The organism is Pseudomonas sp. LLC-1 (assembly GCF_002992185.1).
Classification (GTDB): Bacteria; Pseudomonadota; Gammaproteobacteria; order Pseudomonadales; family Pseudomonadaceae; genus Aquipseudomonas; species Aquipseudomonas monteilii.
This window is the reverse complement of sequence record NZ_LUVY01000006.1, coordinates 87,644-103,852: the sequence shown is the minus strand read 5'-3', so window position 1 is coordinate 103,852 and position 16,209 is coordinate 87,644. Positions and strand designations below refer to the sequence as shown.

Annotated in this window: 14 protein-coding genes; 3 read left to right on the top strand and 11 right to left on the bottom strand. The window is 61.7% G+C overall.

What is annotated here, in order from left to right:
- The first annotated feature begins 100 nt into the window (after positions 1–100).
- A complete protein-coding gene (locus tag A0O30_RS04205) occupies positions 101–907 on the top strand; it encodes a SirB1 family protein (protein ID WP_105945685.1) in 807 nt (268 codons plus the stop codon).
- Here A0O30_RS04205 and maiA read toward each other — a convergent pair.
- From maiA to hmgA, 3 genes are read right to left on the bottom strand one after another with little or no spacing between them, the layout of a single operon-like run.
- Complete coding sequence (gene maiA, locus A0O30_RS04200; RefSeq protein WP_105945684.1) at positions 901–1,533, bottom strand: maleylacetoacetate isomerase; 633 nt, start codon at positions 1,531–1,533, stop codon at positions 901–903. The two genes, A0O30_RS04205 and maiA, sit on opposite strands and share 7 nt — an antisense overlap.
- A 12-nt stretch (positions 1,534–1,545) precedes the next feature.
- Positions 1,546–2,838 (bottom strand): fumarylacetoacetase, encoded by a 1,293-nt coding sequence (gene fahA, locus A0O30_RS04195; RefSeq protein ID WP_105945683.1) that lies wholly within the window; start codon positions 2,836–2,838, stop codon positions 1,546–1,548.
- 3 nt (positions 2,839–2,841) lie between these two features.
- Positions 2,842–4,143 carry a homogentisate 1,2-dioxygenase gene (gene hmgA / locus A0O30_RS04190; RefSeq protein ID WP_105945682.1) on the bottom strand — a complete coding sequence of 434 codons (1,302 nt, stop codon included), beginning with the start codon at positions 4,141–4,143 and terminating at the stop codon, positions 2,842–2,844.
- A gap of 174 nt (positions 4,144–4,317) precedes the next feature.
- On the opposite strand from hmgA, the gene A0O30_RS04185 reads away from it, so the two are divergent.
- Complete coding sequence (locus A0O30_RS04185; RefSeq protein ID WP_060499738.1) at positions 4,318–5,100, top strand: IclR family transcriptional regulator; 783 nt, start codon at positions 4,318–4,320, stop codon at positions 5,098–5,100.
- A 303-nt stretch (positions 5,101–5,403) separates the two neighbouring features.
- Here the strand turns inward: A0O30_RS04185 and alaC are convergent, their stop codons facing one another.
- From alaC to hmpA, 8 genes are all read right to left on the bottom strand, one after another.
- Entirely contained in the window at positions 5,404–6,612 is a 1,209-nt protein-coding gene (alaC, locus tag A0O30_RS04180) for an alanine transaminase (RefSeq protein ID WP_105945681.1), read from the bottom strand.
- Positions 6,613–6,940: 328 nt separating this feature from the next.
- Complete coding sequence (gene cyoE / locus A0O30_RS04170; protein WP_012270561.1) at positions 6,941–7,828, bottom strand: heme o synthase; 888 nt, start codon at positions 7,826–7,828, stop codon at positions 6,941–6,943.
- Positions 7,829–7,839: 11 nt separating this feature from the next.
- The gene (gene cyoD, locus A0O30_RS04165; RefSeq protein ID WP_003248599.1) at positions 7,840–8,172 is read right to left on the bottom strand and encodes a cytochrome o ubiquinol oxidase subunit IV; all 333 of its coding nucleotides are present in this window, start codon (positions 8,170–8,172) and stop codon (positions 7,840–7,842) included.
- Positions 8,172–8,798: a cytochrome o ubiquinol oxidase subunit III gene (gene cyoC / locus A0O30_RS04160; protein WP_012051225.1), complete on the bottom strand. Its 627-nt coding sequence runs from the start codon at positions 8,796–8,798 to the stop codon at positions 8,172–8,174. Before cyoC ends, cyoD begins: the two co-directional genes overlap by 1 nt.
- 3 nt (positions 8,799–8,801) lie before the next feature.
- Positions 8,802–10,820 (bottom strand): cytochrome o ubiquinol oxidase subunit I, encoded by a 2,019-nt coding sequence (gene cyoB, locus A0O30_RS04155; protein WP_016713238.1) that lies wholly within the window; start codon positions 10,818–10,820, stop codon positions 8,802–8,804.
- Between the two features lie 3 nt (positions 10,821–10,823).
- On the bottom strand, positions 10,824–11,765 hold the full coding sequence (gene cyoA, locus A0O30_RS04150; RefSeq protein ID WP_012270558.1) for a ubiquinol oxidase subunit II: 942 nt from the start codon (positions 11,763–11,765) through the stop codon (positions 10,824–10,826).
- Positions 11,766–12,324: 559 nt separating this feature from the next.
- A complete protein-coding gene (locus tag A0O30_RS04140) occupies positions 12,325–12,831 on the bottom strand; it encodes a disulfide bond formation protein B (RefSeq protein WP_016713239.1) in 507 nt (168 codons plus the stop codon).
- Positions 12,832–13,261: 430 nt separating this feature from the next.
- The gene (hmpA, locus tag A0O30_RS04135; protein ID WP_105945679.1) at positions 13,262–14,440 is read right to left on the bottom strand and encodes an NO-inducible flavohemoprotein; all 1,179 of its coding nucleotides are present in this window, start codon (positions 14,438–14,440) and stop codon (positions 13,262–13,264) included.
- 154 nt (positions 14,441–14,594) lie between these two features.
- On the opposite strand from hmpA, the gene norR reads away from it, so the two are divergent.
- Positions 14,595–16,151 (top strand): nitric oxide reductase transcriptional regulator NorR, encoded by a 1,557-nt coding sequence (norR, locus tag A0O30_RS04130; protein ID WP_105945678.1) that lies wholly within the window; start codon positions 14,595–14,597, stop codon positions 16,149–16,151.
- Positions 16,152–16,209: the final 58 nt, after the last annotated feature.

Genomic DNA, 16,209 nt, shown 5'->3' with positions numbered 1-16,209 from the left:
CCCTCCAGTATAGGCACCGCCCTGAAGCTGATGCCGCTGCCGGACCACTGGACGAAACCGCGCGCCACGGCTAATACTCAAGCGTGTGTGGAGAAGCCCCATGAAGCCACGTCAAGCCTGCCTGGCCTGCCTGGAACGCGAGCCTGTCGCCCTGCTGGAAGCCGCATTGTGGATTGCCGCCGAGCACGACCGGAGTGTCGAGCCCGTGGCCAGCCTTGCCGTGCTGCAAGACCTGCAGCGCGATATCAGCACCAACCTGCCGATGCTGCCACTGTGCGAACTGGCCCAGCCGCTGCTGCGCCAGCTCAATGCGCTGGGCTTCCAGCAGGATGAGTACCACCCCCTGCGCCCGCAGGCAGCAATGATGGACAAGGTGCTGCAACGCCGCCGTGGCCAACCGCTGACCCTGGCCATCCTCGCCCTGGAGCTGGCCGGGCGCCTGTCCATTCCGCTGGAGGGTGTGGGCTTTCCTGGCCATTTCCTGCTGCGTGTACCGGGTGCCGACCACCTGCTCGACCCCTGCGGTGGCCGGCGCCTGTACCCCAACGATTGCCGTGAGCTGCTGGCCCGCCAATTCGGGCCGCATGTTGCGCTGACGGCCGAGCACATGCGCAGCACCACCCCGCTGCAGATGCTGCAACGCCTGTCCCGCAACCTGCGCCAGCTGCACATCAGCAACGACAACCACCTGGCGGCGTTGATCGATGCTGAACGGGTCATGCAGTTGGGGCCGGTGCAGGTCAGTGACTACATGACCCGCGCCTCGTTGTACCAGCATCTGGATTGCCCACAGGCCGAGCGCTTCGACCTGGAGCATGCGCTGCTACTGACAGAAGATCCGGCCCAGCGCCTGAAGCTGTCCGAACGCATCGGCAAGCTTCCGGCGGCGAACCGTTCGCTTCACTGAGCCGGGCTGTCCGGCTGCTGGGCGGGGTGGGCCTGTGTGAACGCCGGATGCCCGGCGGCCAGTGCGGCAACCCGCAGGATACGCGGGAAGCTGCTCAGGTCGATGTTGAAGCGTTCGGCGGCATACAGCTGCGGGATCAGGTACACATCCGCCAGCCCCGGTTGATCACCGAAACAAAAGCCTTGATCACCAATCAGTTGCTCCACTGCTGCCAACCCTTGGCTGATCCAGTGGCCGATCCATTGATTGACCTGCCCCTCGTCCTGCCCGGCCTGGCGCAGCCGGTTGAGCACGCTCACGTTGTGCAGCGGGTGGATGTCGCAGCCAATGATTGCCGCTACACCGCGCACTTTGGCACGCGCCTCGGCCGTGGCCGGCAGCAACGCGGGCTGTGGATAAACCTCTTCCAGGTACTCGATGATTGCCGGTGACTGCACCAGCAATTCACCGCCATCGGTGCGCAAGGCCGGTACGCGGCCCTGTGGGTTGATGGCAACATAGCCCGCCCCACGCTGCTCACCCTGCAACAGGTTGACCGGCAGGGACTGGTAAGCCAGCCCCTTCAGTGCCAGGGCAATGCGCACCCGGTAGGACGAGGTGGAACGGTAATAGGTGTACAGCTCCATGCCCGCCTCTCCTCAGTTGGCCGCGATGACCGTGCCACGGCATTCGCCGAAGCCGATGCTGGCCACGCCGTCGCGCGTGCAACGTGCACGCAGGATGATTTCGTCGCCGTCTTCGAGGAACTTGCGCACCTCGCCGCTGGCCAGTTCCACCGGCAGCTTGCCGCCCTCGGTGATCTCCAGCAGGCTGCCGAACGAACCTGGCGTGGCACCCGACAAGGTGCCCGAACCGAACAGATCGCCTGGTTGCAGCTGGCAGCCGTTGACGCTGTGGTGCGCCACCAGCTGCGCCACGGTCCAGTACATGCTGCGGGTGTTGCTCAGGGTCAGGCGGTGTGGAGCAACGCCCTGCTCACGCATGCGCTGGGTCAGCAGCAGCACTTCAAGCTCGATATCGTAGGCACCGGCGGCCTGGTCGCGCTTGTCCAGCAGGTACGACAGTGGCTGCGGGTCGCCTTCCGGGCGCGCCGGCTGGGCGCAGCGGAACGGCTCCAGCGCCTCGGCAGTGACCACCCAGGGGGAAATGGTGGTGATGAAGCTCTTGGACAGGAACGGCCCCAGGGGCTGGTATTCCCAGGCCTGGATATCGCGCGCCGACCAGTCGTTGAGCAGGCACAGGCCAGCCACGTGCTCGGCGGCATCGCCTACCGGGATCGCCTGCCCCATGTCATTGCCCTGGCCAATCCAGATGCCCAACTCCAGTTCGTAGTCCAGGCGTGCGCAAGGGCCGAAGCTCGGCTCGGTGTGCCCGGCCGGCAAGGTCTGGCCCTTGGGCCGGCGCACATCGGTGCCCGATGGGCGGATGGTGGAGGCGCGGCCGTGATAACCGATCGGCACGTACTTGTAGTTGGGCAGCAGCGGATTATCGGGGCGGAACAGCTTGCCCACGTTTTTGGCGTGTTCGATGCCGACGTAGAAGTCGGTGTAGTCACCGATCTGCGCGGGCACATGCAGTTGGCAGTCGCTGGCCGGGATCAGCGCCTTCTTCAACGCCGACTGGTGCTCGCTGTGCTCGCCAAGCAGCGCCTGCAAACGCTCGCGCAGCGCCACACGGGCGCTGCGGCCCAAGGCGAAGAATGCGTTCAGCGCACCACCGCGGGTGGCTTCGACGGCAGACTTGGCAGCACCGTCGAACAGGCCGGCAGCCAGCACCGCTTCCAGGTCGAGGATTGCGTCACCGATGGCCACGCCACAGCGTTTGGCTTCACCCGGCCGGCTGAAAATACCCATCGGCAGGTTCTGCAGCGGGAAGTCGCTGTGCCCGTTGGCGTGCTCGACCCAGCTACGGGCATTGGCAGTGTGGTTCATGGGTTATCTCCGGTTCGGGTTGAAGGTGCTCGGCAAGGTGGCCCAGCAACTATCGTAGTCGGCCTGCAATTGCGGGCATTCAAGGGCTTGCTGGCTCGGGCGCAGCACTTGGCTGGTCTCGAACATGAAAGCCATGGTGTTGTCGATCTTGTGCGGCGCCAGGTCGGCGGCAATGGCCTTTTCGCAGGTTTCGGCGTCGGGGCCATGGGCGCTCATCACCCCGTGCAACGAAGCACCACCCGGCAGGAAGCCTTCGGCCTTGGCATCGTAGGCACCGTTGATCAGACCCATGAACTCGTTCATCAGGTTGCGGTGGAACCAAGGTGGACGGAAGGTGTTCTCGGCCACCATCCAGCGTGGCGGGAAGATCACGAAGTCCATGTTGGCCAGGCCATGTACGCTGGTCGGCGAAGTCAGCACGGTGAAGATCGACGGGTCCGGGTGGTCGAAGCTGACGGTACCGATGGTGTTGAAGCGGCGCAGGTCGTATTTGTAAGGCACGTTGCTGCCGTGCCAAGCGACCACGTCCAGCGGCGAATGTTGCAGTTCACAAGCCCAGTGCTCGCCCAGGAACTTTTGCACCAGTTGCACTGGCCCTGCGGCCTCTTCGTAGTGCGCCACCGGGGTGAGGAAGTCGCGCGGGTTGGCCAGGCCATTGCTGCCGATCGGGCCCAGGTCCGGGATGCGCAGCGGCGCGCCATGGTTTTCGGCGATGTAGCCGCGGGCCTGGCCATCGAGCAGTTCGACACGGAACTTCATGCCGCGAGGAATCACCGCAATCTCCAGCGGTTCGACCTCCATCACGCCCAGCTCGGTGGCAATGCGCAGGCGGCCCAGCTCCGGCACCAGCAGCAGTTCACCGTCGGCGTTGAAGAAAACACGCTCCATGGAACGGTTGGCGCGGTAGATGTAGATACTCACACCGGCCGGCTTTTCCGCCGCAGCGTTGGCCACCATCGGCAGCCAGCCCTCGATGAAGTCGGTCGGTTCGGCAGGGATCGGCTGCGGGCTCCAGCGCAGGCGGTTGGGGTTGATCCCACCCAACGGCCCGCTCAGCGGCTGGCGCGCCAGGCGCTCGAAACGTGGGTGCAGTGCAGACGGGCGAATACGATAAAGCCAGGTACGGCGTAGCTCACTGCGGGCCATGGTGAACGCCGTGCCCGAGAGCAATTCGGCATACAGCCCATAGGGCGCCTTCTGCGGCGAGTTCTGCCCGACCGGCAAAGCCCCTGGCAGTGCTTCGCTGGCAAATTCGTTGCCGAAGCCGCTGAGGTAGTGAAGGTCGGGTGAGGTGTCGCGATTCATCGATGCCTCCGGGCTCTGGCCGAGCCGTTGCGGGCAGCTGGCTGCTGGCCCGGTGTGGGGTGGCAGCGCGTCTGCATTGTTTTTATCGTAATCAGATTACGAATAACGTAATTTGCCCCGCGCTTGGCGTCAAGCTATAAAGGCCCGACTTGAAGAATCCGGAAGCAGATATCCATGACCAAAGCCAGCTCCCCCGCCGACAACGGCAAGCAGAAAGTCCGCTCGGCGGAGGTCGGCACCGACATCCTGAAGGCGCTTGCAGAGCTCTCTCCTTCCACTTCGCTGTCACGCCTGGCGGAACATGTGCAAATGCCGGCGAGCAAGGTGCACCGTTATCTGCAGGCGTTGATTGCCAGTGGCTTTGCGGAGCAGGACAGCGCCACCAACCATTACGGTTTGGGTCGCGAAGCATTGCGGGTAGGGTTGGCGGCGCTGGGCAGCATCGATGTGTTGAAGATTGCCGCCCTGCCGCTGTCGCAATTGCGCGATGAACTGAACGAGAGCTGCTTCATTGCCGTGTGGGGTAACCAGGGCGCGACCGTGGTCAGCATTGAACCGGCAGTGCGTGCGGTCACCGTGGTCACGCAAATCGGCTCGGTGCTACCGCTGCTTACCTCCTCTACCGGCCTGGTGTTCGCCGCCTACCTGCCCGAGCGCGAGACCGTGGAGTTGCGCGACCGCGAGCTGGCCGCCCTGCACCACAATGCAGAGGACTACCAGGCGGTATTGGCCGGCATTCGCGACCGTGGGCTGCACCATGTGCACGGCCTGCTGATGCCAGGTGTGGATGCGTTGTCGGCACCGGTGTTCAATGCCTTGGGGCAGGTTGTGGCCGTGATGACCGTGGTCGGGCCAACGTCGATTTTTCATGCCGACGAACATGGGCCGGCGGCGCAACGGCTGCTGGCGGCGGCCCGAGAGACCAGCTGGCGCATGGGCTATTCGCCGGCCGCATGAGCGCCTGCAGCACTATTGCCCGATACGTAAAGGTGAATGTCATAAGCAGCTATTTTTCCTACAGGATCAAGCGCTTATTCTTAACTCACTGGCCGGCATGAAGGGCTCTTCCCCCCCGCCTTTCAGGCCTGCGAGGTTCACCGACGTAGATTTTGAAGCTCCTTGATCTAACGTCTCGATTGGCCGCTGTGGCTTGCAGCGGCCTTTTTTTTGCCCAGAAAAACCTGCGTTCTCGACGGGTTTGCACGGCCCCGGTAAAGCGGCCTCGTGTCGAGAAAGGGCCGCAAAGTGGCCCCAACAGGTTTACTTGCGGGCCACCCCATCGGCCCGGAACATCTGCCGGATCCCGCGAATGGCCTGGCGAATGCGATCCTGGTTCTCGATCAGGGCAAAGCGCACATGGTCATCGCCATAGTCACCAAAGCCAATCCCCGGCGACACGCACACCTTGGCCTCGGCCAGCAGTTTCTTGGAAAACTCCAGCGACCCCAGGTGCGCATACTGCTCCGGAATCTTCGCCCACACGTACATCGAGGCCTTTGGGTTCTCGACCATCCAGCCCAGTTCGTGCAGCCCCTTTACCAGCAGATTGCGACGCTGGCGGTATTGCTCGGCGATGTCGCGCACGCACTGCTGGTCACCTTCCAGCGCAGCGATCGCAGCGACCTGCAGCGGGGTGAAGGTGCCGTAATCGTGATAGCTCTTGATCCGCGCCAAGGCACTGACCAGCTCGGGGTTACCGACCATGAAGCCGATCCGCCAGCCCGCCATGTTGTAGCTTTTGGACAGGGTGAAGAACTCCACCGCAATGTCCTTGGCACCGGGCACCTGCATGATCGACGGGGCTTTCCAGCCGTCGTAGACAATGTCGGCGTAGGCCAGGTCGTGTACCACCAGCACGTTGTACTGCTTGGCCAACGCCACCACGCGCTCGAAGAAGTCCAGCTCCACGCATTGGGCAGTAGGGTTGGACGGGAAACCGAGGATCATCATCTTCGGCTTGGGGATCGACTCGCGGATCGCCCGCTCCAGCTCGTTGAAGAAGTCCACGCCCGGCACCAGCGGCACCGAACGCACCTGGGCACCGGCAATGACCGCACCGTAGATATGGATCGGGTAGCTGGGGTTGGGCACCAGTACCGTGTCGCCCTGGTCGAGGGTGGCCAGCATCAGGTGCGCCAGGCCCTCTTTGGAGCCGATGGTGACGATGGCTTCGCTTTCCGGGTCGATGTCGACCTCGTAGCGTTCCTTGTACCAGTTGGAAATGGCCCGGCGCAGGCGCGGGATACCGCGAGAGGTGGAGTAGCCGTGGGTGTCTTCACGCTGGGCAACCTGCACCAGCTTCTCGACGATGTGCGGCGGGGTGGCGCCATCGGGGTTGCCCATGCTCAGGTCGATGATGTCCTCGCCACGGCGGCGGGCAGCCATCTTGAGTTCGGCAGTGATATTGAAGACGTAAGGGGGGAGACGATCGATGCGCGCAAAGCGGCGCGGCGAACCTGGGTTGGCCATGGCTTCCTCTGAGTACGTAAGCGCCCGGAACCGTCCGAGCGACGTTGGCCGATGTGGCGGCCTGGATCAGAAGATAGTGCCGAAACAGGATACCTGTAAAGGACAATTTCCTGTTTTGTTAGAATTTTTCAGATGTATTTTTTGAAAATAAGAAATTTATGTTTTCAGGGCCGGCCCTATCGCCGGCAAGCCAGCTCCCACAGGTACTGCACAGGCCTTGGGAACTGCGCAGTACCTGTGGGAGCTGGCTTGCCGGCGATAGGGCCGGAACAGGCACAAAAAAACCCCGGCACAATGGCCGGGGTTTTTGGTGAAGCACTCGCCTCGATCAGCGTGCGTAGGTCATCAGCACGTCCGCAGCAGTCTGGCTGTCCACGCCCATCATCACGCTCAGGGCAGTGACGGTGAGGATGGAGAAGCCGAACACTTTACGGGCCCACTTGCTGTCGTCCTCGGCCTTGTAGCCGCCCCATGCCATGTACAGCCAGTAAAGGCCCATGGCTGCTGCCACGGCCAGGTAGCCGAGGCCGGCGTAACCGCCGAGGGTAAGCATCAAGGTGGCGAGCACGAAGGCCAGCACGTACAGCACGATCTGCTTCTTCGCCGCCAGGACGCCACGAGCCACCGGCAGGACCGGAATGTTGGCAGCGCTGTAATCCTTGAAGCGGAAGATGGCGATGGCAAAGCTGTGCGGCATCTGCCACAGGCTGAACATCACCAGCAGGGTCACTGCAGCCAGGTCGAAGCTGTTGCTCACGGCGCAGTAGCCGATCACCGGAGGCATGGCACCAGACAGGCTGCCGACCAAGGTGCCGTGCACCGATTTACGCTTCAGCCACAGGCTGTAGAAACCGACGTAGACGATGAAGCCGATCAGCGCACAGAACGCCGACAGCGGGTTGGCCTGGACATACAGCAGGCTGAAACCCGCCACCCCGAGCAGGGTGGCGTAGATCAGTGCGAGGGGCAGCGACATGCCGCCCTGCACCATGACGCGGTTCTTGGTGCGCTCCATCTTGTGGTCGATGTCACGGTCGATGCAGTTGTTGAACACGCATCCGGACGCCACCACCAGCGAAGTACCGATCACCACCGCCAGGAACAGGGCGAAATCCACATGGCCCTTCGAGGCAAGGAAGAAACCGCCTGCCACGGAAAGCACGTTACCGAAAATGATCCCCGGTTTGGTGATTTGGATAAAGTGCTTAACGGACATGCAGTCTTACCTCACTTGGCCAACATTTCGAAGTGGATGCTGAACATGATCCACAGCGACAGGCCGACAAGCAGAGCGATCACCAGGGTGGTGAACAGGAACGTCGATACGTTGTTGCGTTGCTCTTTCGAGCGGTCCATGTGCAGGAAGTAAACCAGGTGAACAACTACCTGGATCACGGCCATGGCAACGATGATCAGAACGGTCAGGTTCTTCGGCAGGCTGGCGGTCATGGCCAGGCCGAACGGGATCGCGGTCAGGATGATCGACAGTACAAAGCCGATCATGTACGACTTGACGCTGCCGTGGTTACCTTCGTGATGAGTGTCGTGTGCGTTAGCCATTACAGAACTCCCAGCAGGTAAACGACGGTGAATACGCAGATCCAGACCACGTCCAGGAAGTGCCAGAACAGGCTCAGGCAGCTCATGCGGGTCTTGGCGGTCGGCGTGATGCCGTGCTTGTTGATCTGGTACATCATGATTGCCATCCAGATCAGACCAGCAGTCACGTGCAGACCGTGGGTACCTACCAGGGCGAAGAAGCCCGACAGGAAGCCACTGCGCTGCGGGCCGAAGCCTTCGCTGATCAGGTGATGGAATTCATAGATTTCCATCGCGATGAAGCCTGCACCGAACAGGAAGGTCACAGCCAACCAGCCCAGTACGCCTGCTTTCTTGCCATCGAACATCTTCAGCATGGCGAAGCCGAAGGTGATCGAGGACAGCAGCAGGAACAGCGTTTCAACAGCTACGAAATCGAGCTGGAAGATGTCATGACCCGACGGGCCGCCGGCAAAACTGCCGGACAGCACCGCGTAGGTAGCGAAGAGCGACGCAAACAGGATGCAGTCGGTCATCAGGTACAGCCAGAAGCCCAGTACGGTCATCTGGCCCGAGTCGTGGTGGTGGTCGTCATGCCCATGGTCGTGACCATGAGCAGCGCCGCCGTGCATTACTTGACTGGACATTGATTACACCCGCTCAAACGATTCGACACGTGCGCCGGCAGGCAGAGCACCTGCTTTGGCCAGCGCTTTCATACGCTCGCCTTCGATGCGCGCCACTTCTTCGGCTGGAACCATGTAGCCCTGGTCGTCACGTGCAGCGTGGCGAACGAAGACAGCGATGGTTGCAACCAGGCTTGCGCCAACCAGCCACCAGATGTGCCAGATGAAGGCAAAGCCGAAGACGGTCAGGAACAGGCCCATGAACAAACCGGTGGAGGTGTTGCTCGGCATGTGGATAGCGTCGAACTTGGTCGCTGGCTTGTAAGCCTTGCCGCTTTCCTTGGTTTCGTGCCAGGCGTCCAGGCCAACCTGCTCAGGCATGTGAGCGAAGTTGTAGAACGGAGGTGGCGACGAAGTGGACCATTCCAGAGTACGGCCGCCCCATGGGTCGCCGGTCACGTCCAGGTTCTGGTTGCGGTCGCGAACCGATACGTACAGCTGGATCAGCTGGCAAGCGATACCGAACAGAATCAGCACGGCGCCGACAACGGCTACGTACAGGTAGGGTTCCCACAGTGGGTTGTCGGAGTGGTTCAGACGACGGGTCATGCCCATGAAGCCCAGGGCGTACAGCGGCATGAACGCCACGTAGAAGCCCGACAGCCAGAACCAGAAGGCAGCTTTGCCCCACTTCTCGTTCAGGGTGAAGCCGAAGGCTTTCGGGAACCAGAAGGCGAAACCGGCGATGTAGCCGAATACCGCGCCACCGATGATCACGTTGTGGAAGTGCGCAATAACGAACAGGCTGTTGTGCAGGACGAAGTCAGCACCTGGAACGGCCAGCAGTACGCCGGTCATGCCACCGATGGAGAAGGTGACCATGAAGCCCAGGGTCCAGAGCATCGGTGCGGTGAAGCGCACACGGCCTTGGTACATGGTGAACAGCCAGTTGAACAGCTTCACACCGGTCGGAATGGAGATCAGCATCGTCGCCAGGCCGAAGAAGGTGTTGACGCTGGCGCCGGCACCCATGGTGAAGAAGTGGTGCAGCCATACCGCAAAGCCCAGGATGGCGATCGCGCCCGATGCGTAGATCATCGAGTGGTGGCCGAACAGGCGTTTGCCAGAGAACGTCGAGGTAACTTCCGAGAACACGCCGAAGGCCGGCAGGATCAGGATGTAAACCTCAGGGTGACCCCACGCCCAGAACAGGTTGACGTACATCATCGGGTTCCCACCAAGCTCGTTGGTGAAAATGTGGAAGTCCAGATAACGGTCAACAGTCAGCAGCGCGAGTGCGGCAGTCAGGATCGGGAACGAAGCAACGATCAGTACGTTGGCCCAGGTGCAGGTCCAGGTGAAGATCGGCATGTCCATCAGCTTCATGCCAGGTGCGCGCATCTTCATCACGGTGACGAGGAAGTTCACGCCGGTAAGCGTTGTACCCAATCCGGATAGCTGTAGCGCCCAGATGTAGTAGTCAACGCCCACCCCAGGGCTGTACTGAATGCCCGCGAGCGGCGGATAGGCAACCCAGCCGGTCTTGGCGAATTCACCAACGCCCAGCGAGATGTTGACCAGCAGCACGCCTGCCAGCAGCAGGTAGAAGCTCAGGGAGTTCAGGAACGGGAAGGCAACGTCACGTGCACCGATCTGCAGAGGAACCGCCAGGTTCATCAGGCCGGTGAAGAACGGCATCGCCATGAAGATGATCATGATCACACCGTGAGCGGTGAAGATCTGGTCATAGTGTTCAGGCGGCAGGTAGCCTTCGGAGCCACCGGTTGCGGCAGCCAGCTGGGTACGCATCATGATGGCGTCGGCAAAGCCGCGCAGCAGCATGATCATCGCGACGATGATGTACATCACGCCGATCTTTTTGTGGTCGACAGTAGTCAGCCACTCGCTCCACAAGTAGGTCCACTTGCGGAAATAGGTGATAAGACCGACGACAGCGATACCGCCGAGCGCGATCATGGCAAGCGTCACCATGACTATCGGCTCGTGATAGGGTATCGCCTCCAGGCTTAGTTTACCGAACATCTCTTACTCCTCTGCACCGGCAGCTGGTTGCATACTCGATTCCACACCCTTGGTTGTGGCCAGGTCTTTGCTGCCTGCTTCTTCGTGGCTACGACCGCGGTTCATGCCTTCGTACTTGTCGACGATCAGCTGGAACTGCTCAGGCGAAGCCTCGCTGTACAGCGCGACTGGGTTGTTTTCGCTTGGTTTGGCCAAGGCGTCGTATTCGGCCTTGTCCAGCTTCTTCGGCGACTGCTTGACCTCGGCGACCCACTTGTCGAAGTCTTCCTGGGAGGTGGCAGTAGCCTTGAATTTCATGCCGGTGAAGCCAGCACCGCTATAGTTGGCGCTGATACCGTCGAACTCGCCGTTTTCGTTGGCGATCAGGTGCAGCTTGGTGGTCATGCCGGCCATGGCGTAGATCTGGCCGCCCAGGCCCGGGATGAAGAACGAGTTCATCACGGCGTCGGAAGTGACGCGGAAGTTGACCGGGGTGTTAGCCGGGAAGACGATCTTGTTGACCGTGGCAATGCCCTGCTCCGGGTAGATGAACAGCCACTTCCAGTCCAGCGCGACCACGTCGATCTGCACCGGCTTCACATCGGAATCCAGTGGACGGTATGGGTCCAGCTTGTGGGTGGAGTGGTAGGTGACGTAACCCAGGGCGATGATGATCAGGATCGGGATGATCCACACCGCGGCCTCGATCTTGGTCGAGTGCGACCAGTCAGGGGTGTAGGTGGCTGCCTTGTTGGAAGCACGGTACTTCCAGGCGAACGCCAGGGTCATGATGATGACAGGGATTACCACCAGCAGCATCAGGCCGGTAGCGATCAGGATCAGGTTCTTTTGCTCAATGCCGACCTGGCCCTTCGGGTCGAGCAGGGTCCAGTTGCACCCACTGAGTAAAAGCATGCCTAAAAAGGGCAATATGCCAAACAGTCTGGGGTAACGCTTTTTACTCATCTCACGACCTCTAGATCAGCTTGCTTCAATGCAATTTGTGTTTTGGTAGCCAACACTTCGTCCTGCCAAGTGAGGCATTTCGCGCCCGTACTCGCTCCTGCCTGGGGTCCGACTGCAGGACCTTGGCTTCGAGCGTGTTAGCGGTGCTTATGGTTTCGTAGGCAACAGGCCTGTACTTCAGACCAAGTCCATTTGGTGCGGGAAAACGCGGAGGGGGGTCCGCCCGGTATCGCCGTTGGGCGAAACTTGACGAAGTCAGCAAAAAGGAGCGCTGGGGCTTCCTTCAATCCTGCGACTCGCAAGCAGTGCCGAACGGAAATTGGGGGCGATTGTAGTTAGGTCGCCAACCCTTGACTATGACTTATTGAGCAACAGTCTTTTACAGAATCCGTAACAATGATGCTCAATAATTCAACTTCGCGACAGTTTGTCGCACCCCGCTTGCCAGGCCTCAAAGCCGCATTCTACAAGGCTTCGGGATTGATCCAGGTCAAGCGGCGAGCAACTTTTCCCTCTTCTCATGCGGCGTAAAAGCCCCCATGCAATTCGGGACTTTTGTCTAAGCCTGGCGTCGGTTGCGGTAGATACCGAGCGGAACCAGAATGGCGGTCAGCACGAACGCTACCAGTGCCCACTGCGCCAGTGACAAACCGAGGATCGGCGGGTACGGCGTGCTGCAGAAGCCGTCGACCTGGAACGCCAGCGGCCAGAGCTTGGCCAGTGGCAGGTCGTCCACGATCGGTTGCAGGGTGTCGATGCCACAACTGACCATGGGGTTGGCGAGTATATACACATGGTTGCCCGCCGCAATGATTCCGCCAATGGCACTGAGCACCACCAGCACCTCGAAGAAGGTCAGGCTACGGCGCCCGGGCATCGCGGCGGCGATGAACGCGAACACGGCAATGAACAGCAGCGCGTAACGCTGCAGGATGCACAGCGGGCAAGGCGCCTCGCCCAGTACCACTTGCATATAGAGGGCGCCGCCGATCAGCGAGAGGCAGATCAGGCCCAACAGCACCAGAAAGCGCCGTTCCCGATTCAGGCGCGATGTTTGTTCGTTCATTGCCGGTTCCTTCGATGGATAGTGGCAGCGTGGTCCGCCTGCCTGGGCGCAAGTCTACACGCTGGGCATGGCCTGTGAGCATGCCGAGGGAGCGGCGCGGTAGCACTGCGCAGGGCTATCCGGTGAGGCTGAGACCGACCGCAACGGCGTCGGTTCAACGCCGGGCGGCAAAAAAGCGGCTGCCCGGGTGCCGCGCAGGGGCAAGCCCCTCGACACCCGGGAGTGAAGGATACCGTGATTAACGGAGGATTAATGATGAAAGCGGCGAGCCCGGTTTCATCTTTCCTTATATATAGGCAGAAGGTGTGTACTGCCTGTACCGGCCTCTTCGCGGGCAAGCCCCCTCCCACAGTGATAGCGCAGCTTTCAAAGCCTGTGCAGTACCTGTGGGAGCGGGCTTGCCCGCGAACAGGCCGATACAGGCGCTACATCATTCCAAGGCAGCCGCCGGCCCGAAGAACTCGTAACGGCTCTGCTGCTCAGGCACACCCAGCCCCTTCAGTTGGCGCTTCACCGCCGCCATGAACCCCTTGGGCCCAAGGAAGTAGGCATCCACATCACGCGCCTGCGGCAGCCACTCGGCCAGCAGGTCTTCGCTCAGCAAGCCCACAGCATCCGCCGCTGCGCCCCCCTCCGGCTCGGCATAGCAGTAGAAGCGCTTGAGCTGCGGGTGACGCGCCGCCAGGCCATCGACCCATTCACGGAAGGCATGCACCGCGCCGTTACGCGCACAGTGAATGAAATGCACCTCGCGCCGGGTTTGCAGCGCCGCCTGCAACATGGCCAGCGTCGGGGTAATACCCACGCCCCCGCTAATCAGCACCAGCGGCTTGTCGCTGGCCGCCAGGGTGAAGTCGCCCGCAGGCGGGAACAGTTGCAGGGTATCGCCCACCACCAGCTCATCGTGCAGGTAGTTGGACACCTTGCCGCCCACCTCGCGCTTGACGCTGATGCGGTACTCCCTGCCATCGCACAGCGCCGACAGCGAATAGTTGCGGCGCTGTTCGGCACCGTCGATGTCCAGCTTCAGGCCAATGTACTGGCCAGGCTCGGCCTTGAGCACCGGTTTACCATCCTCCGGGGCAAAGTAGAACGAAACGATCTCGCTGCTTTCCTGCTCGCGGCGTACCAGGCGGAATTCGCGGGTACCACGCCAGCCACCCTCGGCTTCTTCCTTCTGTTTATAGAGGCTTTCTTCAGCGCCAATCAGGATGTCGGCCAGCTGGCCATAGGCCGCGCCCCAGGCCTCGATCACCGCAGGGGTAGCGATTTCCTTGCCCAGTACTTCCTCGATGGCGCGCAGCAGGCAGCTGCCGACGATCGGGTAGTGCTCCGGCAGAATCTGCAGGGCAACGTGCTTGTTGATGATCTGCCCTACCAGCCCCCCCAGCTGCTCCAGTTGGTCAATGTGGCGCGCATACATCAGCACGCCGTTGGCCAAAGCACGTGGCTGGTCACCACTGGCCTGGTGGGCCTGGTTGAACAGCGGGCGTACCTCGGGGTACTCGCTGAGCATCATCTTGTAAAAGTGGGTGGTCAGCGCTTCGCCGCCGCTTTCCAGCAGGGGTACAGTGGCCTTGATGATTGCACGTTGTTCGGCATTGAGCATTGCGACAACTCCTGAGCCTGTGGCTTCAAATGACTGCCTTGGGTATTTCAGCAATCGTGCCAACTTTTATCGCCAGTAAAATCAGGGGGTTGACGCCAATCATGTCAAAACGACCCACCTCGTCGTATAGTCATATCGACCCATAGGAGTCTTTATGACCGCAAAGCCCTTGCTCACCACCCTGCTGCCCCTGGTCAGCGACCTCTCCCGCGACTTGCCCGACCAGGAGCGCTACCGCCGCTTGCTGCAAGCCATGCGCGGGCTACTGCCGTGCGATGCCGCCGCGCTGCTGCGCCTGGATGGTGAATGGCTGGTGCCGCTGGCGGTGGATGGCCTGAGCCCTGACACCTTGGGTCGGCGCTTCCGGGTCAGCGAGCACCCGCGCTTCCAGATACTGCTCAGCCGCCCGGAGCCCACTCGTTTCGCCAGCGACTCCGAACTGCCCGACCCTTACGATGGCCTGGTCAACGCCCCCGATGCCGACCTGGAAGTGCACGACTGCATGGGTTGCCCGTTGATGGTTGATGAGCGCCCCTGGGGCCTGGTCACCCTCGATGCCCTCACCCCCGGGCAGTTCCAGAGCCTGGAGCTGGATGCCCTGCAAGCCTTCGCCAGCCTGGCCGCCGCTACCGTTACCGTGGCCGAACGCATCGAGCACCTGGCCCTGCGCGCCGAAGACGAACACCTGCGGGCCGAAATCTACCGCCAGGCCAGCGGCCAGGATAAAGAGCTGATTGGCCAGAGCCCGGCGCATAAGCGCCTGGTGGAGGAAATCCGCCTGGTTGGCGGCAGCGACCTGACTGTTCTGATCACTGGCGAAACGGGCGTTGGCAAGGAACTGGTGGCCCAGGCCCTGCACCAGGCCAGCAACCGGGCCGACAAGCCACTGATCAGCCTCAACTGCGCCGCCCTGCCCGATACCTTGGTGGAAAGCGAACTCTTCGGCCACGTACGCGGTGCCTTCACTGGCGCGCACGGCGAGCGCCGGGGCAAGTTCGAGCTGGCCAACGGCGGTACGTTGTTCCTCGACGAAGTGGGCGAACTGCCGCTAACGGTGCAAGCCAAACTGTTGCGTGTGCTGCAAAGCGGCCAACTGCAACGCCTGGGCTCGGACCGCGAGCACCGTGTGGACGTGCGCCTGATCGCCGCCACCAACCGTGACCTGGCCGCAGAAGTACGCAATGGCAACTTCCGCGCCGACTTCTATCACCGCCTCAGTGTGTACCCGTTGCACGTACCGCCCTTACGCGAACGTGGGCGAGATGTGTTGTTATTAGCTGGCTACTTCCTCGAACAGAACCGTTCACGCCTGGGCCTGAACAGCCTGCGTCTGAGTAGCGAAGCCCAGGCCGCGCTGCTGGCCTATGAGTGGCCAGGCAACGTGCGCGAACTGGAACACCTGATCGGCCGCTCGGCCCTCAAGGCACTGGGCCAGCACCCCGACCGGCCACGCATTCTCACGCTTGAAGCCGTCGACCTGGACCTGCGCGCGGTGCTCGCAACCCCAAACGCCCTGCCCTCCCCCGCAGCCCCTGCCCAACTGGCACCATTGCCTGAAGGCGGCCTGCGCGAAGCGGTCGACCTCTACCAGCGCCAAGTGATCGAAGCCTGCCTGCAACGGCACCAGGATAATTGGGCGGCAGCGGCCCGCGAGCTGGGCCTGGACCGCGCAAACCTGAGCCGGCTGGCCCGCCGGCTGGGGCTTCGCTGAGGCTCACCTACAAAAGGATTAACCCAGAAAGCCATCTGGTTGCTTCCCGCCTGGCTGC

What these genes read in the sequence shown, in the direction of transcription:
- A0O30_RS04205 (WP_105945685.1), top strand. Translation starts at nt 101, where the DNA reads ATGAAGCCACGTCAAGCCTGCCTGGCCTGCCTGGAACGCGAGCCTGTC.
- maiA (WP_105945684.1), bottom strand. Translation starts at nt 1,533, where the DNA reads ATGGAGCTGTACACCTATTACCGTTCCACCTCGTCCTACCGGGTGCGC.
- fahA (WP_105945683.1), bottom strand. Translation starts at nt 2,838, where the DNA reads ATGAACCACACTGCCAATGCCCGTAGCTGGGTCGAGCACGCCAACGGG.
- hmgA (WP_105945682.1), bottom strand. Translation starts at nt 4,143, where the DNA reads ATGAATCGCGACACCTCACCCGACCTTCACTACCTCAGCGGCTTCGGC.
- A0O30_RS04185 (WP_060499738.1), top strand. Translation starts at nt 4,318, where the DNA reads ATGACCAAAGCCAGCTCCCCCGCCGACAACGGCAAGCAGAAAGTCCGC.
- alaC (WP_105945681.1), bottom strand. Translation starts at nt 6,612, where the DNA reads ATGGCCAACCCAGGTTCGCCGCGCCGCTTTGCGCGCATCGATCGTCTC.
- cyoE (WP_012270561.1), bottom strand. Translation starts at nt 7,828, where the DNA reads ATGTCCGTTAAGCACTTTATCCAAATCACCAAACCGGGGATCATTTTC.
- cyoD (WP_003248599.1), bottom strand. Translation starts at nt 8,172, where the DNA reads ATGGCTAACGCACACGACACTCATCACGAAGGTAACCACGGCAGCGTC.
- cyoC (WP_012051225.1), bottom strand. Translation starts at nt 8,798, where the DNA reads ATGTCCAGTCAAGTAATGCACGGCGGCGCTGCTCATGGTCACGACCAT.
- cyoB (WP_016713238.1), bottom strand. Translation starts at nt 10,820, where the DNA reads ATGTTCGGTAAACTAAGCCTGGAGGCGATACCCTATCACGAGCCGATA.
- cyoA (WP_012270558.1), bottom strand. Translation starts at nt 11,765, where the DNA reads ATGAGTAAAAAGCGTTACCCCAGACTGTTTGGCATATTGCCCTTTTTA.
- A0O30_RS04140 (WP_016713239.1), bottom strand. Translation starts at nt 12,831, where the DNA reads ATGAACGAACAAACATCGCGCCTGAATCGGGAACGGCGCTTTCTGGTG.
- hmpA (WP_105945679.1), bottom strand. Translation starts at nt 14,440, where the DNA reads ATGCTCAATGCCGAACAACGTGCAATCATCAAGGCCACTGTACCCCTG.
- norR (WP_105945678.1), top strand. Translation starts at nt 14,595, where the DNA reads ATGACCGCAAAGCCCTTGCTCACCACCCTGCTGCCCCTGGTCAGCGAC.